Raw genomic sequence first — 20590 nt, forward strand, 5'->3', positions numbered from 1 at the left:
CTTTACCTCACTGCCACCCAAACTTGCGCACGTAGAACCCCTTCACCGCCTGAGTCAGCCCCACGTACGCCAGCAAAATCACCGGCAGGATGACGAAGTACAGCGGTGGCAGCGCCTGCAGTTTGAAGTAGTGCGCCAGCGGCCCCATCGGCAGGAACACGCCCACGGCCATGATCACCCCGGTCATCACCATCAACGGCATGGCCGCGCGGCTCTGCAGGAACGGGATTTTCGGGGTGCGGATCATGTGCACGATCAGCGTCTGAGTCAGCAGCCCCACCACGAACCAGCCTGACTGGAACAGGGTTTGATGTTCAGGTGTGTTGGCGCCGAACACATACCACATCACCGCAAAGGTGGTGATGTCGAAGATCGAACTGATCGGCCCGAAGAACACCATGAAACGCCCCACGTCCGCAGGCTGCCAGCGTTGCGGTTTTTTCAGCAGTTCCTCGTCGACGTTATCGAACGGAATGGCGATCTGCGAAATGTCGTACAGCAGGTTCTGCACCAGCAGGTGCATCGGCAGCATCGGCAGGAACGGAATGAACGCACTGGCCACCAGCACCGAGAACACGTTGCCGAAGTTCGAGCTGGCCGTCATTTTGATGTACTTGAGCATGTTGGCGAAGGTACGACGCCCTTCCAGCACGCCCTCCTCCAGCACCATCAGGCTTTTTTCCAGCAGGATGATGTCGGCCGCTTCCTTGGCGATGTCCACCGCGCTGTCCACCGAAATGCCGATGTCAGCGGTGCGCAGTGCTGGCGCGTCGTTGATGCCGTCGCCCATAAAACCCACCACGTGGCCGTTGGCTTTGAGCAGCCGCACGATGCGTTCCTTGTGAGAAGGCGTCAGTTTGGCGAACACGTTGGTGGTTTCCACGGCCACTGCCAGTTCAGCATCGCTCATGCGCTCAACGTCGCCGCCCAGCAACAGGCCCTGACGTTCCAGCCCCACTTCACGGCAGATCTTCGCGGTCACGCGCTCGTTGTCGCCGGTCAGCACCTTTACCGCCACGCCGTGTTCAGCCAACGCCTTCAGTGCAGGCGCGGTGCTTTCTTTGGGTGGATCAAGGAAGGCCACGTAACCGATCAGGGTCAGGTCGCTTTCATCGGCCAGCCCATAAGTGTCACGCCCCGCGTCCATTGCACGCGCAGCCACAGCCACGACGCGCAGGCCTTCTTCGTTGAATTCCGCCGTGACCTGCAGGATGCGCTCCAGCAGTTCCGGGGTCAGCGCTTCATCCGCATCGCCATGACGCACGCGGTTGCACACGCCCAGCACTTCTTCCAGCGCGCCTTTGCAGATCAGCAGATGCGACTGGCCCTGCTCCTGCACCACCACCGACATGCGCCGACGGTTGAAGTCGAACGGCACTTCGTCGACCTTGCTGAACGCCGTGCCGACTTGCAGCTCGCGGTGGATTTCCACGTGTTCCAGCACCGCGACGTCCAGCAGGTTTTTCAGGCCGGTCTGGTAGTAGCTGTTCAGATACGCCATTTCCAGCACGTCGTCGGACTCATCCCCCCACACGTCCACATGGCGGGCGAGGAAGATTTTGTCTTGGGTCAGCGTCCCGGTTTTGTCGGTGCACAGCACGTCCATGGCGCCGAAGTTCTGAATCGCGTCCAGACGTTTGACGATGACTTTCTTGCGCGACAGGAACACCGCGCCTTTGGCCAGCGTCGAGGTGACGATCATCGGCAGCATTTCCGGGGTCAGGCCCACGGCGATGGACAGCGCGAACAGCAGCGCTTCCATCCAGTCGCCCTTGGTGAAGCCGTTGATGAACAGCACCAACGGGGCCATGACGAACATGAAACGGATCAGCAGCCAGCTGACCTTGTTGACCCCGGCCTGGAACGAAGTGGGTGCGCGGTCGGTGGCGCTGACCCGCTGAGCCAGTGCGCCGAAATAGGTGTGATTGCCGGTCGCTAGGATCACCCCGGTCGCCGCACCGGAGACCACGTTGGTGCCCATGAACAGGATGTTTTCCAGGTCCAGCGGATTGCCGGTATCGACTTCCTGACGGCGGGCGAATTTCTCCACCGGCATTGATTCTCCGGTCATCGCCGCCTGGCTGACGAACAGGTCTTTGGCAGTCAGCACGCGGCAGTCGGCGGGGATCATGTCGCCAGCCGAGAGCACGATCAGATCACCTGGCACCAGTTGTTTAATCGGCAGCTCGATGCGCTGCGACTTGGTTTCCTGACGACGCAGCACGGTCGCGGTGTTGCTGACCATCGCCTTGAGCGCATCGGCGGCCTGATTGGAGCGGGTTTCCTGCCAGAAGCGCAGCAGGGTCGAGAGCACCACCATGGAGAAGATCACGGTGGCGGCTTTCATGTCCTCGGTCAGCCATGAGATGAAGGCCAGCAGGGTCAGCAGCAGGTTGAACGGATTTTTGTAGCAGTGCCACAGATGTACCCACCAAGGCAGCGGCTGTTCGTGCTCGACTTCGTTGAGGCCATGTTGCTGGCGCAAGGCCAGGGCCTCGTCCTCACTCAGGCCGTCGTGGTGGGTGTGCAGGCGTGCGAGCAATTCAGGCACGTCGCTGCTGGCACCCCGGGTGAGGGTTTGCGCCAGAGTGGGCGGGACTTCGCGGCTGACGGTGGCGTCGGTGAGGCTGTCGAGCATCGCCAGCCGACGGAAGTGCCGGGCGAAGTGGCGAGTGCGCAGGAAGCCTGCGAAGAACTCTTTGAGAAGGGCGAACTTCATGATGGTGTCCCCTGAATTGAAGGGCTTACGGCTCATGGAGATTCAGGAGGCACAGCCGAGCGCACTGCGCGTCGATCAGTGTGAACGGCGCACAACGATAAGCCCGCGCGACCGAAAAACGGCGCACGGTGCCTGGGCGTCAGGGAAGGACAGGAAAAAGAATCGCCTGCCGTTTCTCGCGTTTATCAGCGAGATAACGGCAGTGAAAAGACTGCGCGTTATCTTGCCGAGGATTGGCCGGTCGTCAGAACCGGCTGACGTCTGTCACTCGAACAAGTACCCACTGTGGGTCTCCGCATCTGTTGAAAACGGGCGAAGAATACGCCCGGCTTTTATGAGAGTAAACCGCCATTACGGGACCTGCAGAGACTATTGCGCGGGGATTCAGGGAAGGTTCAGGAAGGGCGTTTCCTACAGGTGACGCGACCGTCTTGCGACTCGTCCCGGGGGAATGAACGACGCCTCAGCACGGACGCCGCCGATCCCTGTGGGAGCGAATTCATTCGCGAGACGTCAGTAAGGTCGACACATCGCTGTCGCCTGACCTATCTTTCGCGAATGAATTCGCTCCCACAGGGTTCCGTGTCGCCTCACTGGCAAGCGCCAGCTGCAACACTGCCGTTGGCCGAACTGTTAAACTCGCGCGCCTTATTCCTGCCCCAAGGCGCCGAGCATGTCTTCCTTGAATCAGGCGCTCAGCGTCGCCCTCGACAACCGTCAAGCCCTGCTCGCCGAGCTGCATTCTGAAGGCACCGACTGCTATCGCTTGTTCCATGGCAGCCAGGAAGGCGCGAGCGGACTGACCATCGACCGCTACGGCCCGCAGTTGCTGGTGCAGAGCTTTCACAACAGCCTGGACCGCGACACCTTGCTGGCGGCCCACGCCACGATCAATGCCCGTTTGGATCTGGACTTGATGCTGGTCTACAACGACCGCTCCCACGGCAACTCGCGGATTGATCGCACAGACGCTGTCTATAAAGCCGACGACGCCGCGCTGAACGATCTGATCGGCCACGAATGGGGGCTGAACTATCGAGTGCGCGGCCGTCATGCCGGTCAGGACCCTCTGCTGTTTCTCGACCTGCGCAACACCCGCGGCTGGGTCAAGGCTCATGCCAAGGGTAAAAGCGTGCTGAACCTGTTCGCTTACACCTGCGGCGTCGGCTTGAGCGCAGCAGCGGGCGGCGCGCGGGAGGTCTGCAATCTGGACTTCGCCGAAGGCAACCTCGCCGTCGGTCGTGAGAACGGCCAGTTGAACCCGCAATTGCCGGAGATGCAGTTCATCCAGTCCGACTATTTCCCGGCCATTCGCCAACTGGCGGGCCTGCCGATTGCCTCCCGTCGTGGCCAGAAACTCCCCAGCTACGTGCGTCTGGAACAGCGTCAATTCGATCTCGTACTGCTCGATCCGCCTGCGTGGGCGAAGAGCGCCTTCGGTACCGTCGACTTGCTGCGCGACTACCAAAGCCTGCTCAAGCCCGCGCTGCTGGCGACCGCCGAAAACGGCGTGCTGATCTGCTGCAATAATCTGGCAAAGGTCAGCATGGAAGATTGGCGCGAACAAGTGCTGCGCTGCGCCAACAAGCTTGGTCGGCCTGTTCGCGACTGGCAGGTGATGACGCCCGGCGTCGATTTTCCGTCGATGGATCAGCAGCCCCCACTCAAGACCTTGATCTTGCAGCTTTGATCTCCCACCCGCTGTAGGGAAATTTCCCACAAGGAATGCAGAGCCGCGACTTCGGAACCAGATTGGCGTGCCATACTCAAAGGCACCTCAGACCGAGAGAGTTGGCGACCTACATGCCCAAAGGATTGAAACGCGCCATCGGCGCCTTGCTGGCCGTCTTCGCCATTTACAGCGTGCTGGGGTTCCTTATCCTGCCCGGCATTGCGTTGCGGGTGATCAACCAGCAATTGGCGAATTACGCCACGGTGCCCGCCAGGCTGGACCGCCTCGAACTCAATCCCTACACCCTGGAAGTAACCCTGTGGGGCCTGAACATCGGCGCACCGGGCAAGGAACAGATCGGCTTCGAACGGCTTTACGCCAACCTGCAGATCGACAGCCTGTGGACCAAGGCCCTGCACCTTCAGGCCGTGAAGCTCGACAAACCCAAGACCGAATTGCTGTTTTCCAAGGACGGCAAACTCAATCTGGCTGGCCTGTTCAAGCTGCCACCCAGCGAACCCGCCAAACCTGACGAACCGCCGAGCAAGCCGTTCCCGCTGCGCATCGGCGAGATCAAGCTGTCTGACGGCTTCGTGCATTTCCAGGACCAGCGCCCCAGCGAGCCCATCGAATTCCTCTACGACGCCCTGAATTTCGAACTGAAAAACCTCAGCACTCTGCCCGAAGACAACGCCGACATGACGCTGGTCGCGGCGGGTCCCGAAGGCGGTCAGATTGACTGGGTGGGCAAAATCAGCCTGGTGCCGATCAGCTCCGAAGGCACGCTGAAAGTCACCGACGGCAAAATGAAAGTCTGGTGGCCCTACGTGCGCGACGCCTTGCCGCTGGTGCTCAAGGATGGCGTGCTCAACCTCAGCACCCATTACACGCTCAATCTGGCCAAGGGAACCGAGCTGCGGCTGGACAACACGTCACTCAAAGTCGCGCCTTTGGCCATCGATGCACCGGACGGTCGCCCGTTGGTGCGCCTGAAAAACCTGGAAGTCAGCGACACATCGCTTGATCTGGCGAAGCAGTTGGTCACCGTCGGGAAGATTCGTAGTCAGGGCCTGGAAACCTGGGCCGCTCGCGAATCCGATGGCCAACTCGACTGGCAGAAGCTGTTTGCCAGCCAGCCCTCGAAGACCGAACAGAAGAAAGCCGACGCCGAAAAGCAGCAACCCGCGACGGCCTCTGGCACCGAAACCACCGCCAGCGCAAAACCTGCTGTGCCGAGCAAGCCGTGGCAAGTGCTGTTGCGCGACACTCAACTGCGCGATTACCGCGTGCACCTGGCCGACAAAGTGCCCAAGGAACCAGTCGCGCTGGAAGTCGGCCCGCTCAATCTGGACCTGACAAACTTCGACAGCCTCAACAAATCGCCCTTCAACATCAAACTCGACACCGGGCTGGGGAAACAGGGCAAGCTGACGGCGGAAGGCGAAGTCAATCTTGACCCCGTGCGCGCCAAGCTCAACGTGACGACCCGCGACATCGACCTGCGCCTCGCGCAGTCCTACGTCACGCCGTTCATTCGCCTGGAAGTGCGCAGCGGCATGCTCAACACCGACCTGGCCGTTGACCTTAAAAGCACCGAGCCGTTGGCGCTGGGCATCACCGGCAAAGCGCAGGTCGATCAGTTGCACACGCTGGACACGCTCAAATCCCGGGATTTCGTGAAATGGCAGCAACTGAACGTTGAGGGCCTGAACTTCCAGCTCGGCGACAGCCTGAGCATCGCCAAGATCAATATTGAACAGCCCTATGCGCGTTTCGTGATCGCTGACGACCGCACCACCAACATCGACGACTTGCTGATTCCGCAGCCTGCCGACGGGGCACCTGCTACGACCAAAGCTGAGGCGAAACCCGCACCGAAACCGAAAACCGCGTCCGCCGAAAAGCCCATGGGCATTCATATCGGCGAGGTGAACATCAACAATGGCTCAGCCAACTTCGCCGACTTCAGCCTTACGCCGAACTTTGCGACCGCCGTGCAGCAGCTCAACGGTAAGATCGGCACCCTTGATAACCGGCAGGACAAACCGGCCCCGGTGGACATTCAGGGCAAGGTCGACCGCTACGCGCCGGTCACCATCAAAGGCGCGCTTAACCCGTTCAACCCGCTGGCCAGTCTGGACATCGCCACCAGCTTCAAGCGCGTTGAGCTGACGACATTGACGCCTTACTCCGGCAAGTTCGCGGGCTACCGCATTCGTAAGGGCCGGTTGAACCTGGACCTGCATTACCTGATCACCAAAGGCCAGCTCAAGGCCGAGAACAAGGTGGTGGTCGAGCAATTGCAGCTGGGTGAAAAGGTCGACAGTCCCGATGCCGTGAACCTGCCTCTCAAACTGGCGATTGCGCTGCTCAAGGATGTGGACGGCAAGATTTCCATCGAACTGCCCGTGACCGGTGACCTGAACAATCCGCAGTTCAGCGTGATGCCGATTGTCTGGCAGACCCTGCGCAACCTGGTGGTCAAGGCTGCCGCCGCGCCGTTCAAATTCATCGGCGGTTTGATCAGCGGTGGCGGTTCGGAAGATTTGGGCACCGTGGCGTTCGCCCCCGGTTCGGACGACTTGAGTGGCGAGGCGCAGGCGTCGCTGGACAAGCTGGCCGCTGCCCTGAAAGAGCGCCCTGCCCTGCGCCTGGAAATCGAAGGCACCAGCGCCGAGGCCAGCGATGGGCCGCTCATTGCGCAACAGCGTCTGGAGCGTGAATACCAGAGCACGTACTACAAAATTCTCCAGCGACGCGGCGATAAGGTGCCAGCACAGGCGGGCGATCTGAAGGTGCCTGATGACGAGAAAGCACCGATGCTCGAAGGCATTTATCGCACCCGCCTCAAACAGCAACCACCGGCGGAATGGGTGGACCTGGGCAAGGAAGAACGTCAAAACAAGCTGCGCGAGGCCGTGCTCAAATCCTGGAGTTCCAGCGCTTTACTGCTGCGCCAATTGGGTCAGGCCCGGGCAGGCAGCATCAAGGACTATCTGGTGGACAAGGGACAATTGGCGGATGATCGGGTCTATTTCGTGGACGCCTCCCTCGGTCAGCCGGAAAAAGACGGACGCGTCATCAGCCCCTTGCACCTGGACAGCGAGTAAAGACTTTTGAAGAGTGTGTTCACCAAGACCGTGGCCATTATCGGTCTGGCAACGTTGAGCGGTTTGAGCCAGGCCGATACATTGCGTTGCGGCAGTCAGTTGATCAGCGTCGGTGACCGGATGTTCGAAGTGCAGCAGAAATGCGGCCAGCCGGTCAGCCAAGACATCGTCGGCTACAAAGAAACCGTCAACCATTTCCGCCAGGTCGATCAGGTGCAGGTCCAGGAATGGGTCTACGGCCCGAACAGCGGGATGTTTCAGTATCTTCGTTTCGAAGGTGGGCGGTTGGTGCGGATTGATAGTAAGCGGGGGAATTGAGTCCTGCGTCCATCGTTCACGCTCCACCGAATCTGTAGGAGAGAATTCATTCGCGATACGGACGCACAACCGACACATCCCCATCGTCCGAAACACCTTTCGCGAATGAATTCGCTCCCACAGTTGATCGCGTCGTTACACGCGATCGCTGCCCTCAAATCCTGAACTGCTTCACCAACCCACCCAACCGATCCCCCAACTCCGTCAGGCTGCGTGCGGTGTAGGCGCCGCTTTGTGCGTCATCCGCCACGGTGTCCACGGCCTGGGCGATCTGGGTCATGCTGCGGCTGATTTCTTCGGCCACGGCGGTCTGTTCTTCCGAGGCGCTGGCGATCTGCGCGTTCATGTCGTTGATGGTCTCGATCAACTGCCCGATGGCGTCCAGTGACGTGCCCGCTTCATTCGCCAGTTCACCGGTGGTTTTGCCGGTGTCGCTGGAGCGACTCATCGCCACGACCGCCTCCTCGGCACCGCGTTGCAGCGAGTTGATCATGTCGTGGATTTCCTGAGTGCTCTGCTGCGTGCGGCTGGCCAGGGCGCGAACCTCGTCGGCGACGACCGCGAAACCCCGACCGGCATCCCCGGCACGGGCCGCTTCGATCGCTGCGTTCAAGGCCAACAGGTTGGTCTGCTCGGCCACCGAGCGAATCACGTCAACGACCGTGGCGATGGATTGCACGTCCTTGCGCAAGTGATCGAGGGACGAGCTGCTGTCGCCAATCTCGCCAATCAGTGCATGAATGCTGTCGATGCTCCTGTTCACCACGTTTTTTGCGTCCAGCCCGACATCACTCGTCTTGCGAGCGGCTTGGGAAGCGCCTTGAGCGCTGATGGACACCTGATGCGCCGCCGACGACATTTCATGAATCGCTGTCGCGACCTGATCGGTTTCCTGACGCTGACGCCCCATGGCCTGTTCCGAGCGCTGGGCCTGAGCCGACATATCACTGACCAGCCCGTTGAGCTGACTGGTCATTTCGGCGATCTGCCGCACCAGGCCATGAATTTTCTCGACGAACAAGTTGAAAGATTTCGCCAGGGCGCCCAGTTCGTCATTGCTGGTTTCCGGGAGACGACGTGTGAGGTCGCCGTCGCCGGCCGCGATGTCGTCCAGGTTCTGTTTGATCACCAGCACCGGCTTGACCAGTCCATTGCCGAAGAACACCCCAATCAGCGCGACGATGATCAACAGGACTGCAACGACGGCGACGATCAACGCCGCTGAAGAACCGATGCGACCCTGTGTCGATGCCTCAATAGCCGCGACTTGCGTGTCGATGTCGTCAAGGTTGGCTTGGGTGCCGAATGCAAGGTCCCACTTCGCGAGGTAGTTGGTGTATCCCAGCTTCGGAATCGGCTTGTCGCTGCCCGGCGTTGGCCAGTCGTAGCGGAAGAAATGAGTGCCGTCTTTGGCCCGATCCACCAGACCGCGGATCACGAAAACACCGTTGGCGTCTTTGGCGTCGGAGAAATTCTTGCCGATATCCAGGTCCTTGTCGGCCCAGAACACGCGCACGTATTGCGAGTTGTAGCCGAAGAAGTAACTGGCCTTGTCGTATTGCAGGCTCTTCAGCACTTTGAGGGCGCGGTCGCGAGCGTCCATGTCTCCCGGTGCAGAAGCGTCGTAGATCGGCTTGATTGCCGCTTCGCCGATCTGCTGATAGTTCTTCAGCGACAATTTGCGCTCTTCAAGCAGCAGCGCGCGGGTCTGTTCGACTTCCTGCGTGGCCAGCTTTTGCAGGACCACCCACGTGATGCAGCTGATGACCGCAGCCAATAAAAGGCTCGGAATGATGGCAAGCAGAATGACCTTACGGCGTAGGTTCAACGTCACGTCGGCGTCCTTGTAGGCGGAAGTATCATTTTCATTGATAGAAAGACGGCAAGCCATTGCTGAGCAGCGGTCATCTAAATGGAGGATTCAGATAACCGTATCGCTGACTTCGTGCATATCTTTAGGAGAGATGTAAGATAAATTACGGGCGCAATATGTTACAAGGCCATCATGATTGATGGGGAATGATGGCGGGATCGGCTGTATCGATTTGATTGATGTATTTTGAAGGGATAAACGTGAGATTGACGTCTAAGAGGGTGCGTCCCAGTGGGAGCGAATTCACTCGCGAGAAACCTCTCAGGCGATACACCCTCATCGCCTGAAACACCGCTCCGCAAATGAATTCGCTCCCACCGAGGCATGTAGCGTTAATCAACGCTCGTGCAACGCCTCGGCGCGAGCCTTGAGCACGGGCTTGAGCAGGTAGCTGAGAATGCTCTTCTTGCCGGTGATGATGTCCACGGAGGCAACCATGCCGGGGATGATCAGCAGCGGGTGCTCATCGGTGCCCAGGTGGCTGCGGTCGGTGCGCAGCTTGATCACGTAGAAGGTGTTCTTCTTCTCTTCGTCCTGAATGGTGTCGGCGCCGATCTGTTCCAGCTTGCCCTTGAGCCCACCGTAAATGGTGTAGTCATAGGCCGTGAATTTGATCATGGCTTCCTGCCCCGGATGCAAGAACGCGATGTCTTGCGGACGAATCCGTGCTTCCACCAACAGTGTGTCATCCAGCGGCACGACTTCGGCGATATCGCTGCCCGGCTGAATCACGCCACCGACCGTGTTGACCAGCATCTGCTTGACGACGCCGCGTACTGGAGAGGTGACCATCGTGCGGTTGACACGATCTTCAAGCCCCTTGGCCGTGGACTGCGCTTTCGAGAGGTTGGTCCGCGCCTCGTTCAGTTGCGTCAGTGCATCGCTGCGGAATTTGCCACGGGTCTCGTCGATCTTGCGTTGCACTTCGGCAATGGCGGCCTGAGCGCGAGGAATCGCCAGGCTGGTGCCGTCCAGTTGACCGCGTGTTTCAACTTCGGAGCGTTTCAAGCGCAGAATGTCCACCGGCGAAACGGCGCCCTGCGCCACCAGCGGCTCGGACATGCCGATCTCCTGACGCAGCAGGTTCAGGCTGTTGCGGTACTGCTCCTGCTTGGAACCGAACTCACGCAGTTCTTGCTGACGCTGAATCAACTGCTGTTGCAACCCGCCAATTTCATCTGCCAATTGCTGACGACGGCTCTTATAAAGAGACTCTTCGTTGGCGGCCTGATTGGTAGCCGACTTGCGCGCTTCCGGGCTGATGTTCAGCGGGCGGTCATCGACCTCAGCGCTCAGACGCTCAACGCGCAGTTCCATCGCCACTCGGTCAGCCTCGGTTTCACCGACGTTAGATGCGAAGCGGGTGTCGTCCAGACGAATCAGCGGCGCACCGGCGTCCACGATCTGCCCATCGCGGGCGTAGATCTGCGCGACGATGCCGCCTTCCAGGTTCTGGATTTTCTGAATTTTGGTCGAAGGGATCGCCTTGCCCTCGCCCTTGGTCACTTCGTCGATGACAGCGAAGTTGGCCCACAGCACGAGAAAGGTGAAGAACAGGATGACGGCCCAGATGGTCAGTCGAACGATGCGCGGCGCGTCATCGACCAGCGCCTTTTCCACCTCGGGCATCGGCTGCCCTTCCAGGGAAGGCGATCCTTTGAAATAGCCGAACAACCCACCGCCGGAATTTGGACCCGATTTAAGCAACACTGATCTGCCCCTTCTTCAACGCTTCCATCACGGCGGCTTTCGGGCCGTCGGCAAGAATCTGGCCACGGTCGATCACCAGCAGGCGGTCGACCAGAGAGAGCAGCGAGGCCCGGTGTGTCACAAGAATCACGGTCTTTTTCTCGATAACGGCTTGCAGGCGCTGCTTCAAGCGCTCTTCGCCGGTGTTGTCCATGGCGCTGGTCGGTTCGTCGAGCAGCAGAATCGGCGGATCGAGCAACAAAGCCCGGGCCAGTGCCACGTTCTGACGCTGGCCGCCCGAGAGGTTCTGCCCACGCTCGCCCACCTGCAGCTCGTAGCCTTGAGGGTGAAGACGGGCAAACTCGTGAACGCCCGCCAGCTCGGCGGCTTGAAGGACCATTTCGTCATCGACGTACCGCGCGCCGGACACCAGGTTGTCACGGAGCGTGCCCGCCAACAGTTGAATATCTTGCGCGACGTAACCGATGTTGTGGCGCAGCTCGCTCACGTCGATCTGGCGAATGTCCACGCCATCCACCAGCAGCGAGCCTTCATCCGGTTGATACAACCCCACCAGCAACTTGGCCAGCGAGCTTTTACCCGAGCCGCTGCGGCCAATGATGCCGATCTTCTCGCCGGGGCGGACCACCAGGTTGATGTTCTTCAGCGCGAGGTTCTGTTGATTCGGGTACGTGAACTCGATGTTGCGGAATTCCATGGCGCCTTGCAGTACCTGACGGCTGAGCGGGCGCTCTTCGAAGTTGCGCTCCTGCGGCAGCTCCATCATCTGGTCTACGGACACCATGGTGACCTTGGCCTGTTGATAGCGGGTCAGCAAACCGGACAGCGCGGCCAATGGACCCAGCGCTCGGCCACTGAGCATGTAGCACGCGACCAGGCCGCCCATGCTGAGGTTGCCGTCGATGATCATGTACACGCCAAAGCAGATCATCGCCACGCCCGCCAGTTGCTGGATCAGCAACGTGATGTTCATGGCCAGACCGGACAGAATCTTGACCCGCAATTCGAGGCGGCTGAGGGTGCCGATGGTGTGTTCCCAGTGGTACTGACGCTCGCTCTCGGCGTTGTTCACCTTCACCGCATCCAGCCCGGAGAGGGTTTCGATCAGGCTCGACTGACGCTCGGCACCCAGCGCCATGGTGCGTTCGAGGGTCGCGGTCAACGGCTTCTGCAGGAAGTGACCGATGCCCAGGGCCAGCGGGAACGCCACGACCGGAATCCACACCAGATGCCCGCCCAGCAGCGCGATCACCAACAGAATGATGAGGGTGAATGGCAGATCGATCAGGCTGGTCAGGGTCAGCGACGTCAAAAAGTCGCGCATGCCCTGAAACTCATGGATGTTCTGGGCGAAGCTGCCGACCCGCGCCGGACGAAACTTCATCGCCATGCCGACGATGCGTTCGAACAGCGTGGCGGAGATGATCAGGTCGGTTTTTTTGCCAGCGAGATCCAGACACAGACTGCGCAGGCCCTTGAGCAACAGGTCGAACAGGTACGCGCCGCAGATACCCGTCGCCAGCACCCAAAGGGTCGCGGTGGCCTGGTTCGGCACGACGCGGTCGTAGACGTTCATCACGAACAGTGGAGCGGCCAGCGCGATCAGGTTGATCACGAAACTGGCGGCAATCGCATCGGCATACAGCCAGCGCGACAGCTTGAGGGTGTCTTTGAACCAGGAGCGCGCCCTTGGGATGAGCGAGCCTTTGGTTACGTCAAATTTATGTTGCGGCTGTGCGAAGAACACCTTGCCGCCGTAATCCTTTGCCAGCACTTCACGCTCGACACGGACTTCGCCGCCGTCGCTTTCGCTGATCAACAGACGCGCGAGGTCGCCTTCCCAACCGAGCAACACCGCGCTGCGGCCTTCCTTGAGCAGCACCATCGCAGGCAGCGCGATGGTCGGAATCTGGTCGAGCCTGCGCACCAGCAGACGCCCCTGCAAACCGGCCCGGGCTGCCGCGCGGGGCAGCAAATCCGGGGTCAGGCGCTGGTCCGGCAACGGCAAGCCGGTGGTCAGCATCGCCCGGCTCGCCGGTTTGTGATGCAGGGCGCAGAGTGTCAGCAGGCCGTCCAGCAACGGGTCATCATGCTGGCTGCGGGGATCATGACCTAATTGAGCCGAAGGTAATTCCAAATCCACGCTGACACTCTCTTTCGTTAAGCAGTTAAAAGAAGCTGGGCCCTAACGGAAGCTTGCTCCGTCAAGAATCAGTTCATACCCGGCAGTTTGACCGACGGCTTTATATCGTTTTGCACAACTGATGCCAGCGGCGCCACGACGCCCTGACTTTTCAGCAGGGTGCCCATGTCGGACTGAATCCGGTATTGGGTGTAGGTTTTCAGGCTCTGCAGCTGCACCAGACGCTGTTGCGCGGTGAACAATTCGTTCTCGCTGTCGAGAAGGTCGAGCAGAGTACGCTCTCCCAGACTGAATTGCTGCTGATACGACGTACGGACACTGGTGGCCCGATCAACGTATTGCTGCGCGATAGGCACCTGAGCGGTGGCGTTGTTGTAGGCGTTCCAGGCCAGGCCCAGCTCTTCATTCAGTTGACGCAGGGCGTTGTTGCGGATGTCCAGTGCCTGCGAGGTCTGATAGGACTTGGAGCTCAGGTCCGCCTTGTTGCTGCCACCGGCATACAGGTTGAACTGCATGCGCACCATCGCTTCCCAGCCATTGTTGTGGCCTTGGTCGCCACCGACGTTGTTGTCGGCGTTGCGGCCCAGCTCGGCATCGAAGCGCGGGTAGAAGGTGGACTTGGCGGTCTCGTACTGCTTCTCGGCAGCGACGATGTCCGACTCGGCCGAACGCAGCACCGGGCTGTTGTCCAGCATCTGGCGGCGAGCTTCGTCCAGCGTGGCCGGCATCAGCGCGAACGGAGCAGGTCTTTCCAGCTGATCGGGCATGTCGCCGACGGCGCTGAGGAAGTTGGTCTGGGCATCGGCCAGGTTGGTCTGTTCAGTGATCAAGTTGTTGCGGGCCTGGGCCAGACGGGCATCAGCCTGGTCCATGTCGGCCATGCGACCCACACCCCGGCTGGTGCGCAGTTTGATCTGGTCATAAATACGTTCGTGGCTTTTGAGGTTTTCCTCGGCCAGACGGACCATTTCGCGTTGCGTCATTACATCGATATATACCTGCGCAACTGTCAGCGCAGTTCGCTCCGAAGTGTTCAACAACGAATACGCCCGAGAATTGGCGGTGGCTTGTTGACGCCCAACTTCGTTAGTTGTTTGAAAACCATCAAACAGCATTTGGCGCAAACGAACACTGGACTCGCCGCGGTTCGAAGTTTGCCAGTCGTTATTACGGCCAGAGGCACGCGTGGTCGGGTTGTCGGAGCCTTCGCGGCCATACCCCGCCAGAACGTCGACACGTGGCAGGTAGCCACCCTTCGCAGCCCGAACGTTGTAGTCCTGCGCGATACGGGCGTTGACGCCTGCCTGTACCTCGGGATGCACGTCCATGGCCTTCTGCATGGCTTCTGGCAAGGTTTGTGCCTGTACGAAACCGATTGAAAGAGCGAAAGGTACAGCGGTGTAAAAAGGCAGGCGCATGCTCGTGACTTCCCGAAAACGGACTGGGTTCAAACGCGGCAAAAGGGCCATTGCCGCGTCGTAGAAAATGACCATTGATGTGTGGGTTATCGGAGTGTTCTGAGCACGCTTGAGGCCGTACAGCAGAATTTGTCGATCTCTTAAAATATCAATGTGACATTACGGGTGCGATTGTTTAGGATGGCGCGAAATAGGTCAATAGTTTGGCGTAAAGTTAATTCAAAACCGGATAAGTAGCAGTTTTGAAATTGGCGTCAAATAACCAGCATCAAGAAAATCAAGTAGTTAGTGTTTAAGTAAAAAAAATCAAACATTCGGACCCTTCATTCCAGCGCCAGATGGCCGATGAAGGAGTCCACAGACGTAGATCCGGAGAGTCACCCCATGAGCAGTGTTGTTGCCATCGTCAAAAGCATTGTTGGCCAAGTAGTCGCAGTCTCCGCTGAAGGGATTCGCCGTGTACTCATCGAGGGTGACCGGCTGCTGGCCGGTGAACAGGTCCTGACAGGCCCGGGAGGCGCGGTCACGCTTGAACTGGCCGACGGTCGTCACCTCGACCTGGGCCGTGACACGCAATGGAGTGCAGACACTCCGGCCTCCAGTTCTACTACTGACCTGGCAGAAGCCACCGCGCAGGCCGCGCCGTCGGTCGCTGAACTGCAGCAAGCCATCGCTGCGGGCGTCGACCCGACGCAAGACCTTGAAGCCACCGCAGCGGGCCAGACCACCGGCAGCACCGACGGCGGCAACGCGGGCGGCGGGCACAGCGTCGTCATGCTGACTGAAACGGCAGGCGTCGTAGATCCAACCATCGGTTACCCCACCGGCCCTATCGGCTCGGGTGCCGCCACCGACACACAACGTACCGCGCTCGATGACCCGTCCAACACCCGGACGCCGTCCACGCTTAGCCTGACCGGCACGCCGACCATTACCGAAGCCGGTGGCGTACTCGTTTACACCGCGACCCTGACCGTCGCGGCGCAGTCGGCCATCACCGTCACCCTGTCCAACGGCGCGATCATCAATATCGACGCAGGCCAGTTGAGCGGCAGCGTCAACGTGCCGATGAACAGCATCAACGATGTCTACCTCAACCCGAGCCAGATCAGCACCACGGTCACCGGCACCACGGGCGGCGACGGCATTGCAATCACCATTGATCCGCAACCGGCCAACACCCAGGTCACGGACACGATTGACACCACCACCGTCAGCCTCTCTGCGGACGCCGCTGCCACTGAAGGCGGTCAGATCACCTACACCGCGACGCTGACCAATGCCGCGCAGACCGCCGTCACCGTGACCCTGTCCAACGGCGCGATCATCAACATCGCTGCTGGCCAGTCCGTGGGCACCATCAAAGTCGATTCCCCGGCCAACGACGTCTACAAGACCACCGCAACAGTCAACGCGACCATCACCGGCGCATCGGGCGGCAACTTCGAACAACTGGCAATCGACGGCAAAGCCGCATCGACCACCATCGCCGACTCCATCGACACTACCCGCGTGACCCTGACCGCTTCCAGCACTGTGGCTGAAAACGGCACCATCACGTACACCGCCAGCGTCTCCAACCCAGTGACCGGCTCCCCCGTGAGCGTCACGCTGGACAACGGCAAAACCATCACCATCGGCGTCGGCCAGAGCAGCGGCAGCACCACCGCCGTCGCCACCAATGACGTGTATGTCGGCCATCCAGCGGTCACTGCCGTGATCACCGGCGTCAGCGGCGGCAACTACGAAAACCTCGCCTTCAGCAATATCCCGGTCAGCACCGCCGTCACCGACGTGCGCGACACCACGCTGATCAGCATTTCCGGCCCTTCGGCGGTCACTGAAGGTGGCACTGCGGTTTACACCCTTTCGCTGGACAATCCGGCGCACGCCACCGTCAACGTGACGCTCAGCTACACCGGCACCGCCAAAGACGGCACTGATTTCACCGCCGTCAAAACTGTGACCATTCCGGCGAACGCCAGCAGCACGAACTTCTCCCTCACGACCGTCGATAACAAAGATGTCGACGGCACTCGCGACCTGACCGTGAAGATCGTCTCGGCCACCGGTGGCAACTTTGAAAACCTGGCAGTCAGCGGCAGCGCTGGCAGCGTCACTACGTCTATTCTGGATAATGATGCGCCGGTGATCGTTCCACCGACGCCAGGCATTCCGCACATTGATCTTGACGGCAACGACTCCAGCGGCGCCACTGGCAGCGATTACAAGACCGTATTCAAAGCTGGCGACCCGGGTGTTTCGGTTGGCGATTCCGATGTTGTGATCACCGATGGCGGCGCAGTCAAAACCGTGACCATCAGCATCGTTAGCCCTGTGAGCGGCAGCGATTCCCTGACTGCCGGCGCTCTGCCAAGCAACATCGTCGCAACACCCTCCACCGATGGCACCCGCATCGAGCTGAGCGTCAAGCCAGGCTCGACCGCCACCCTGGCCGATTTCCAGGACGCCATCAAAGCCATCACTTTCAGCACCACCGATACAACTGTGGGCACGCGCAACGTCAGCGTCAGTTTCGTCGATGACAACAGCCAAACCTCCAATACAGCCACCACCAGCATTGCGCTGAATGGCGGCGTCATCGTGACCCCGCCAGCCGGTCCAACCATCGACTTGGACGCCAACGACTCCAGCGGTGTAACCGGCAACGATTACAAAACCACCTTCAAGGTCGGCGACACCGGCGCAGCGATTGCTGACACCGATGTCACCATCACCGACGGCAGCGCAGTCAAAACCGTGACCATCAGCATCGGTGGCACCCACATTTCGGGCGACGCGCTGAGCGCGGGCACCCTGCCAGGCAGCATCATCGCCACACCGAGCGCCGACGGCAGCAGCATCGTGCTGACCGTGAAAACCGGTTCGACCGCGACCCTGGCCGATTTCCAGGACGCCATCAAAGCGATCACGTTCAGCACCACCGACACCACCACTTCGACGCCTCGCAGCGTCAGCGTGGTAGTGGCCGACGACGCAGGCGGCTCTGCCAGCGCAACGACGACCATCACTGTGGACAATGGCGTGGTGGTCACACCGCCAGTCGCACCAACCATCGACCTGGACGCCAACGACTCCAGCGGTGTAACCGGCAACGACTACAAAACCACCTTCAAGGTCGGCGACACCGGCGCGGCGATTGCTGACACCGATGTCACCATCACCGACGGCAGCGCAGTCAAAACTGTGACCATCAGCATCGGTGGCACGCACATTTCGGGCGACGCTCTAAGCGCGGGCACCCTGCCAGGCAGCATCATCGCCACACCGAGCGCCGACGGCAGCAGCATCGTGCTGACCGTGAAAACCGGTTCGACCGCGACCCTGGCCGATTTCCAGGACGCCATCAAAGCGATCACGTTCAGCACCACCGACACCACCACTTCGACGCCTCGCAGCGTCAGCGTGGTAGTGGCCGACGACGCAGGCGGCTCTGCCAGCGCAACGACGACCATCACTGTGGACAATGGCGTGGTGGTCACACCGCCAGTCGCACCAACCATCGACCTGGACGCCAACGACTCCAGCGGTGTAACCGGCAACGATTACAAAACCAGCCTCACCGTAGGTCACGCAGGTTCTGTTGCCATTGCCGACATCGATGTAAAAATCATCGACACCGATAGCCCGGACCTCAAGTCTGCGACCATCAGCATCAACGGCACTCACATCACTGGCGATGCTCTATCGGCAGGCACCTTGCCTTCCACTATCGTTGCGGCTGTCAGCGCTGACGGCAGCTCCATCGTGCTGACTGCTAAAGACGGCACTGTTGCGTCGCAAGCTAATTTCGAAGCAGCGATCAAAGCCATTACCTTTGGCACAAGCTCCACAGATACCACCCCTCGCACCATCAATGTGGTGGTAAACGACGGTGGCCTCGATTCGGCTCCGGCAATCACCACCGTGACCATGGTCGCCAATGTCGCCCCGGCCATCGATCTGGATGCCAACGACTCTAGCGGCGCAACCGGCAACAACTACAACACCAGTCTGACCGTGGGTCACACTGGCTCGGTTGCTATCGCCGACACCGACCTGAAAATCGCTGACTCCGATAGCCCAGACCTCAAGTCCGCGACCATCAGCATCGGCGGCACGCACATCACCGGTGACGCGCTGGCGGCGGGCACCTTGCCTTCCACCATCTTTGCGAGCGTCAGCGCCGACGGCAGCTCCATCGTGCTGACTGCTAAAGACGGCACCGTAGCCTCACAAGCTGATTTCGAAGCAGCGATCAAGGCGATCACATTCAGCACCTCGTCAGCCGATACCAGCGCTCGGACGATCAACGTCGTGGTCAATGACGGCGTTGTCGACTCGGCCCCGGCCGTGACGACCATCACCATTCAGGGGAACGTCACGCCGACCCTCGACCTGGATGCCAACGATTCCAGCGGTGCAACTGGCACTGGCTACAACACCAGCCTGACCCTGGGTCACACTGGCTCGGTTGCTATCGCGGACACCGATCTGAAGATTGCTGACTCCGATAGCCCGGACCTCAAGTCCGCGACTGTCAGCATCGGCGGCACTCACATCACCGGCGACGCTTTGGCGGCAGGCACCTTGCCTTCCACCATCGTTGCGGCTGTCAGCGCTGACGGCAGCAGCATCGTCCTGACTGCCAAAGACGGCACCGTGGCATCGCAGGCTGATTTCGAAGCAGCGATCAAAGCCATTACCTTTGGCACAAGCTCAAGCGACACCAGCACTCGCACCATCAATGTGGTCGTGAATGACGGCATCGTCGACTCCGCTCCAGCCACGACTACAGTGACCGTAGTTGCGAACGTCACACCGACGATTGACCTGGATGCCAACGATTCCAGCGGTGCGACAGGCACTGGCTACACCACCAGCCTGACCCTGGGTCACACTGGCTCGGTTGCTATCGCCGACACCGACCTGAAAATTGCCGACTCCGATAGCCCGGACCTCAAGTCCGCGACTGTCAGCATCGGCGGCACGCACATCACCGGTGACACGCTGGCGGCAGGCACCTTGCCTTCCACCATCGTTGCGAGCGTCAGCGCTGACGGCAGCAAAGTTGTGCTGACCGCCAAAGACGGCACTGTGGCATCGCAGGCTGACTTCGAAGCGGCGATCAAGGCGATCACTTTCGGTACTTCGTCGACTGATACCAGCCCCCGCACGATCAATGTTGTGATCAACGACGGCATCGTCGACTCCGCTCCAGCCACTACTACAGTGACTGTGGTTGCCAACGTCACACCGACGATTGATCTGGACGGCAACGACTCCAGCGGTGCGACCGGCAACAACTACACCACCAGCTTCACCTTGGGCCACACCGGCGCCATCGCCATCGCCGACACCGATGTAAAAATTGCCGACTCCGATAGCCCGGACCTGAAGTCCGCGACCATCAGCATCGGCGGCACCCACATCACCGGTGACACGCTGGCGACAGGCACCTTGCCTTCCACCATCGTTGCGGCCGTTAGCGCAGACGGCAGCTCCATCGTGCTGACGGCTAAAGACGGCACCGTGGCATCGCAAGCTGATTTCGAAGCAGCGATCAAGGCGATCACCTTCGGTACTTCGTCGACCGATACCAGCACTCGCACGATCAATGTGGTCGT

9 protein-coding genes and 1 pseudogene are annotated in these 20590 nt (G+C 60.1%); 4 read left to right on the plus strand and 6 right to left on the minus strand.

All coding sequences use genetic code 11. The features are described from left to right. Positions 1-7: 7 nt before the first annotated feature. The gene (gene mgtA, locus ACWKWE_RS29090; protein WP_483852469.1) at positions 8-2719 is read right to left on the minus strand and encodes a magnesium-translocating P-type ATPase; all 2712 of its coding nucleotides are present in this window, start codon (positions 2717-2719) and stop codon (positions 8-10) included. 673 nt (positions 2720-3392) lie between these two features. On the opposite strand from mgtA, the gene ACWKWE_RS29095 reads away from it, so the two are divergent. From ACWKWE_RS29095 to ACWKWE_RS29105, 3 genes are all read left to right on the plus strand, one after another. Beyond that, a complete protein-coding gene (locus ACWKWE_RS29095) occupies positions 3393-4409 on the plus strand; it encodes a class I SAM-dependent rRNA methyltransferase (RefSeq protein WP_483852470.1) in 1017 nt (338 codons plus the stop codon). Positions 4410-4522: 113 nt separating this feature from the next. Then, the gene (locus tag ACWKWE_RS29100; protein ID WP_483852471.1) at positions 4523-7501 is read left to right on the plus strand and encodes a DUF748 domain-containing protein; all 2979 of its coding nucleotides are present in this window, start codon (positions 4523-4525) and stop codon (positions 7499-7501) included. 15 nt (positions 7502-7516) lie between these two features. Next, a complete protein-coding gene (locus tag ACWKWE_RS29105) occupies positions 7517-7819 on the plus strand; it encodes a DUF2845 domain-containing protein (RefSeq protein WP_371928629.1) in 303 nt (100 codons plus the stop codon). A 154-nt stretch (positions 7820-7973) separates the two neighbouring features. Here the strand turns inward: ACWKWE_RS29105 and ACWKWE_RS29110 are convergent, their stop codons facing one another. From ACWKWE_RS29110 to ACWKWE_RS29130, 5 genes and pseudogenes are all read right to left on the minus strand, one after another. After that, the gene (locus ACWKWE_RS29110; protein ID WP_371928630.1) at positions 7974-8795 is read right to left on the minus strand and encodes a methyl-accepting chemotaxis protein; all 822 of its coding nucleotides are present in this window, start codon (positions 8793-8795) and stop codon (positions 7974-7976) included. 36 nt (positions 8796-8831) lie between these two features. After that, positions 8832-9710: pseudogene (locus tag ACWKWE_RS29115) on the minus strand (cache domain-containing protein); the annotation flags it as partial. Between the two features lie 318 nt (positions 9711-10028). Further along, the gene (locus ACWKWE_RS29120; protein WP_483852472.1) at positions 10029-11402 is read right to left on the minus strand and encodes an HlyD family type I secretion periplasmic adaptor subunit; all 1374 of its coding nucleotides are present in this window, start codon (positions 11400-11402) and stop codon (positions 10029-10031) included. Beyond that, positions 11392-13545 (minus strand): type I secretion system permease/ATPase, encoded by a 2154-nt coding sequence (locus ACWKWE_RS29125; protein WP_166598296.1) that lies wholly within the window; start codon positions 13543-13545, stop codon positions 11392-11394. Before ACWKWE_RS29125 ends, ACWKWE_RS29120 begins: the two co-directional genes overlap by 11 nt. A gap of 68 nt (positions 13546-13613) precedes the next feature. Next, positions 13614-14963, minus strand: a complete 1350-nt coding sequence (locus ACWKWE_RS29130) for a TolC family outer membrane protein (RefSeq protein WP_483852473.1) — start codon at positions 14961-14963, stop codon at positions 13614-13616. A gap of 384 nt (positions 14964-15347) precedes the next feature. Between ACWKWE_RS29130 and ACWKWE_RS29135 the strand changes: the two genes are divergently transcribed. Then, on the plus strand, positions 15348-20590 hold a 5243-nt coding region (locus ACWKWE_RS29135; RefSeq protein WP_483852474.1), incomplete at its 3' end, for a beta strand repeat-containing protein.

The organism is Pseudomonas salicis, from assembly GCF_057128705.1.

Excerpts from the sequence above, each read along its gene's own strand:
- ACWKWE_RS29110 (WP_371928630.1), bottom strand. The coding sequence starts at position 8,795 with ATGACCAGTCAGCTCAACGGGCTGGTCAGTGATATGTCGGCTCAGGCC.
- ACWKWE_RS29095 (WP_483852470.1), top strand. The coding sequence starts at position 3,393 with ATGTCTTCCTTGAATCAGGCGCTCAGCGTCGCCCTCGACAACCGTCAA.
- mgtA (WP_483852469.1), bottom strand. The coding sequence starts at position 2,719 with ATGAAGTTCGCCCTTCTCAAAGAGTTCTTCGCAGGCTTCCTGCGCACT.
- ACWKWE_RS29130 (WP_483852473.1), bottom strand. The coding sequence starts at position 14,963 with ATGCGCCTGCCTTTTTACACCGCTGTACCTTTCGCTCTTTCAATCGGT.
- ACWKWE_RS29100 (WP_483852471.1), top strand. The coding sequence starts at position 4,523 with ATGCCCAAAGGATTGAAACGCGCCATCGGCGCCTTGCTGGCCGTCTTC.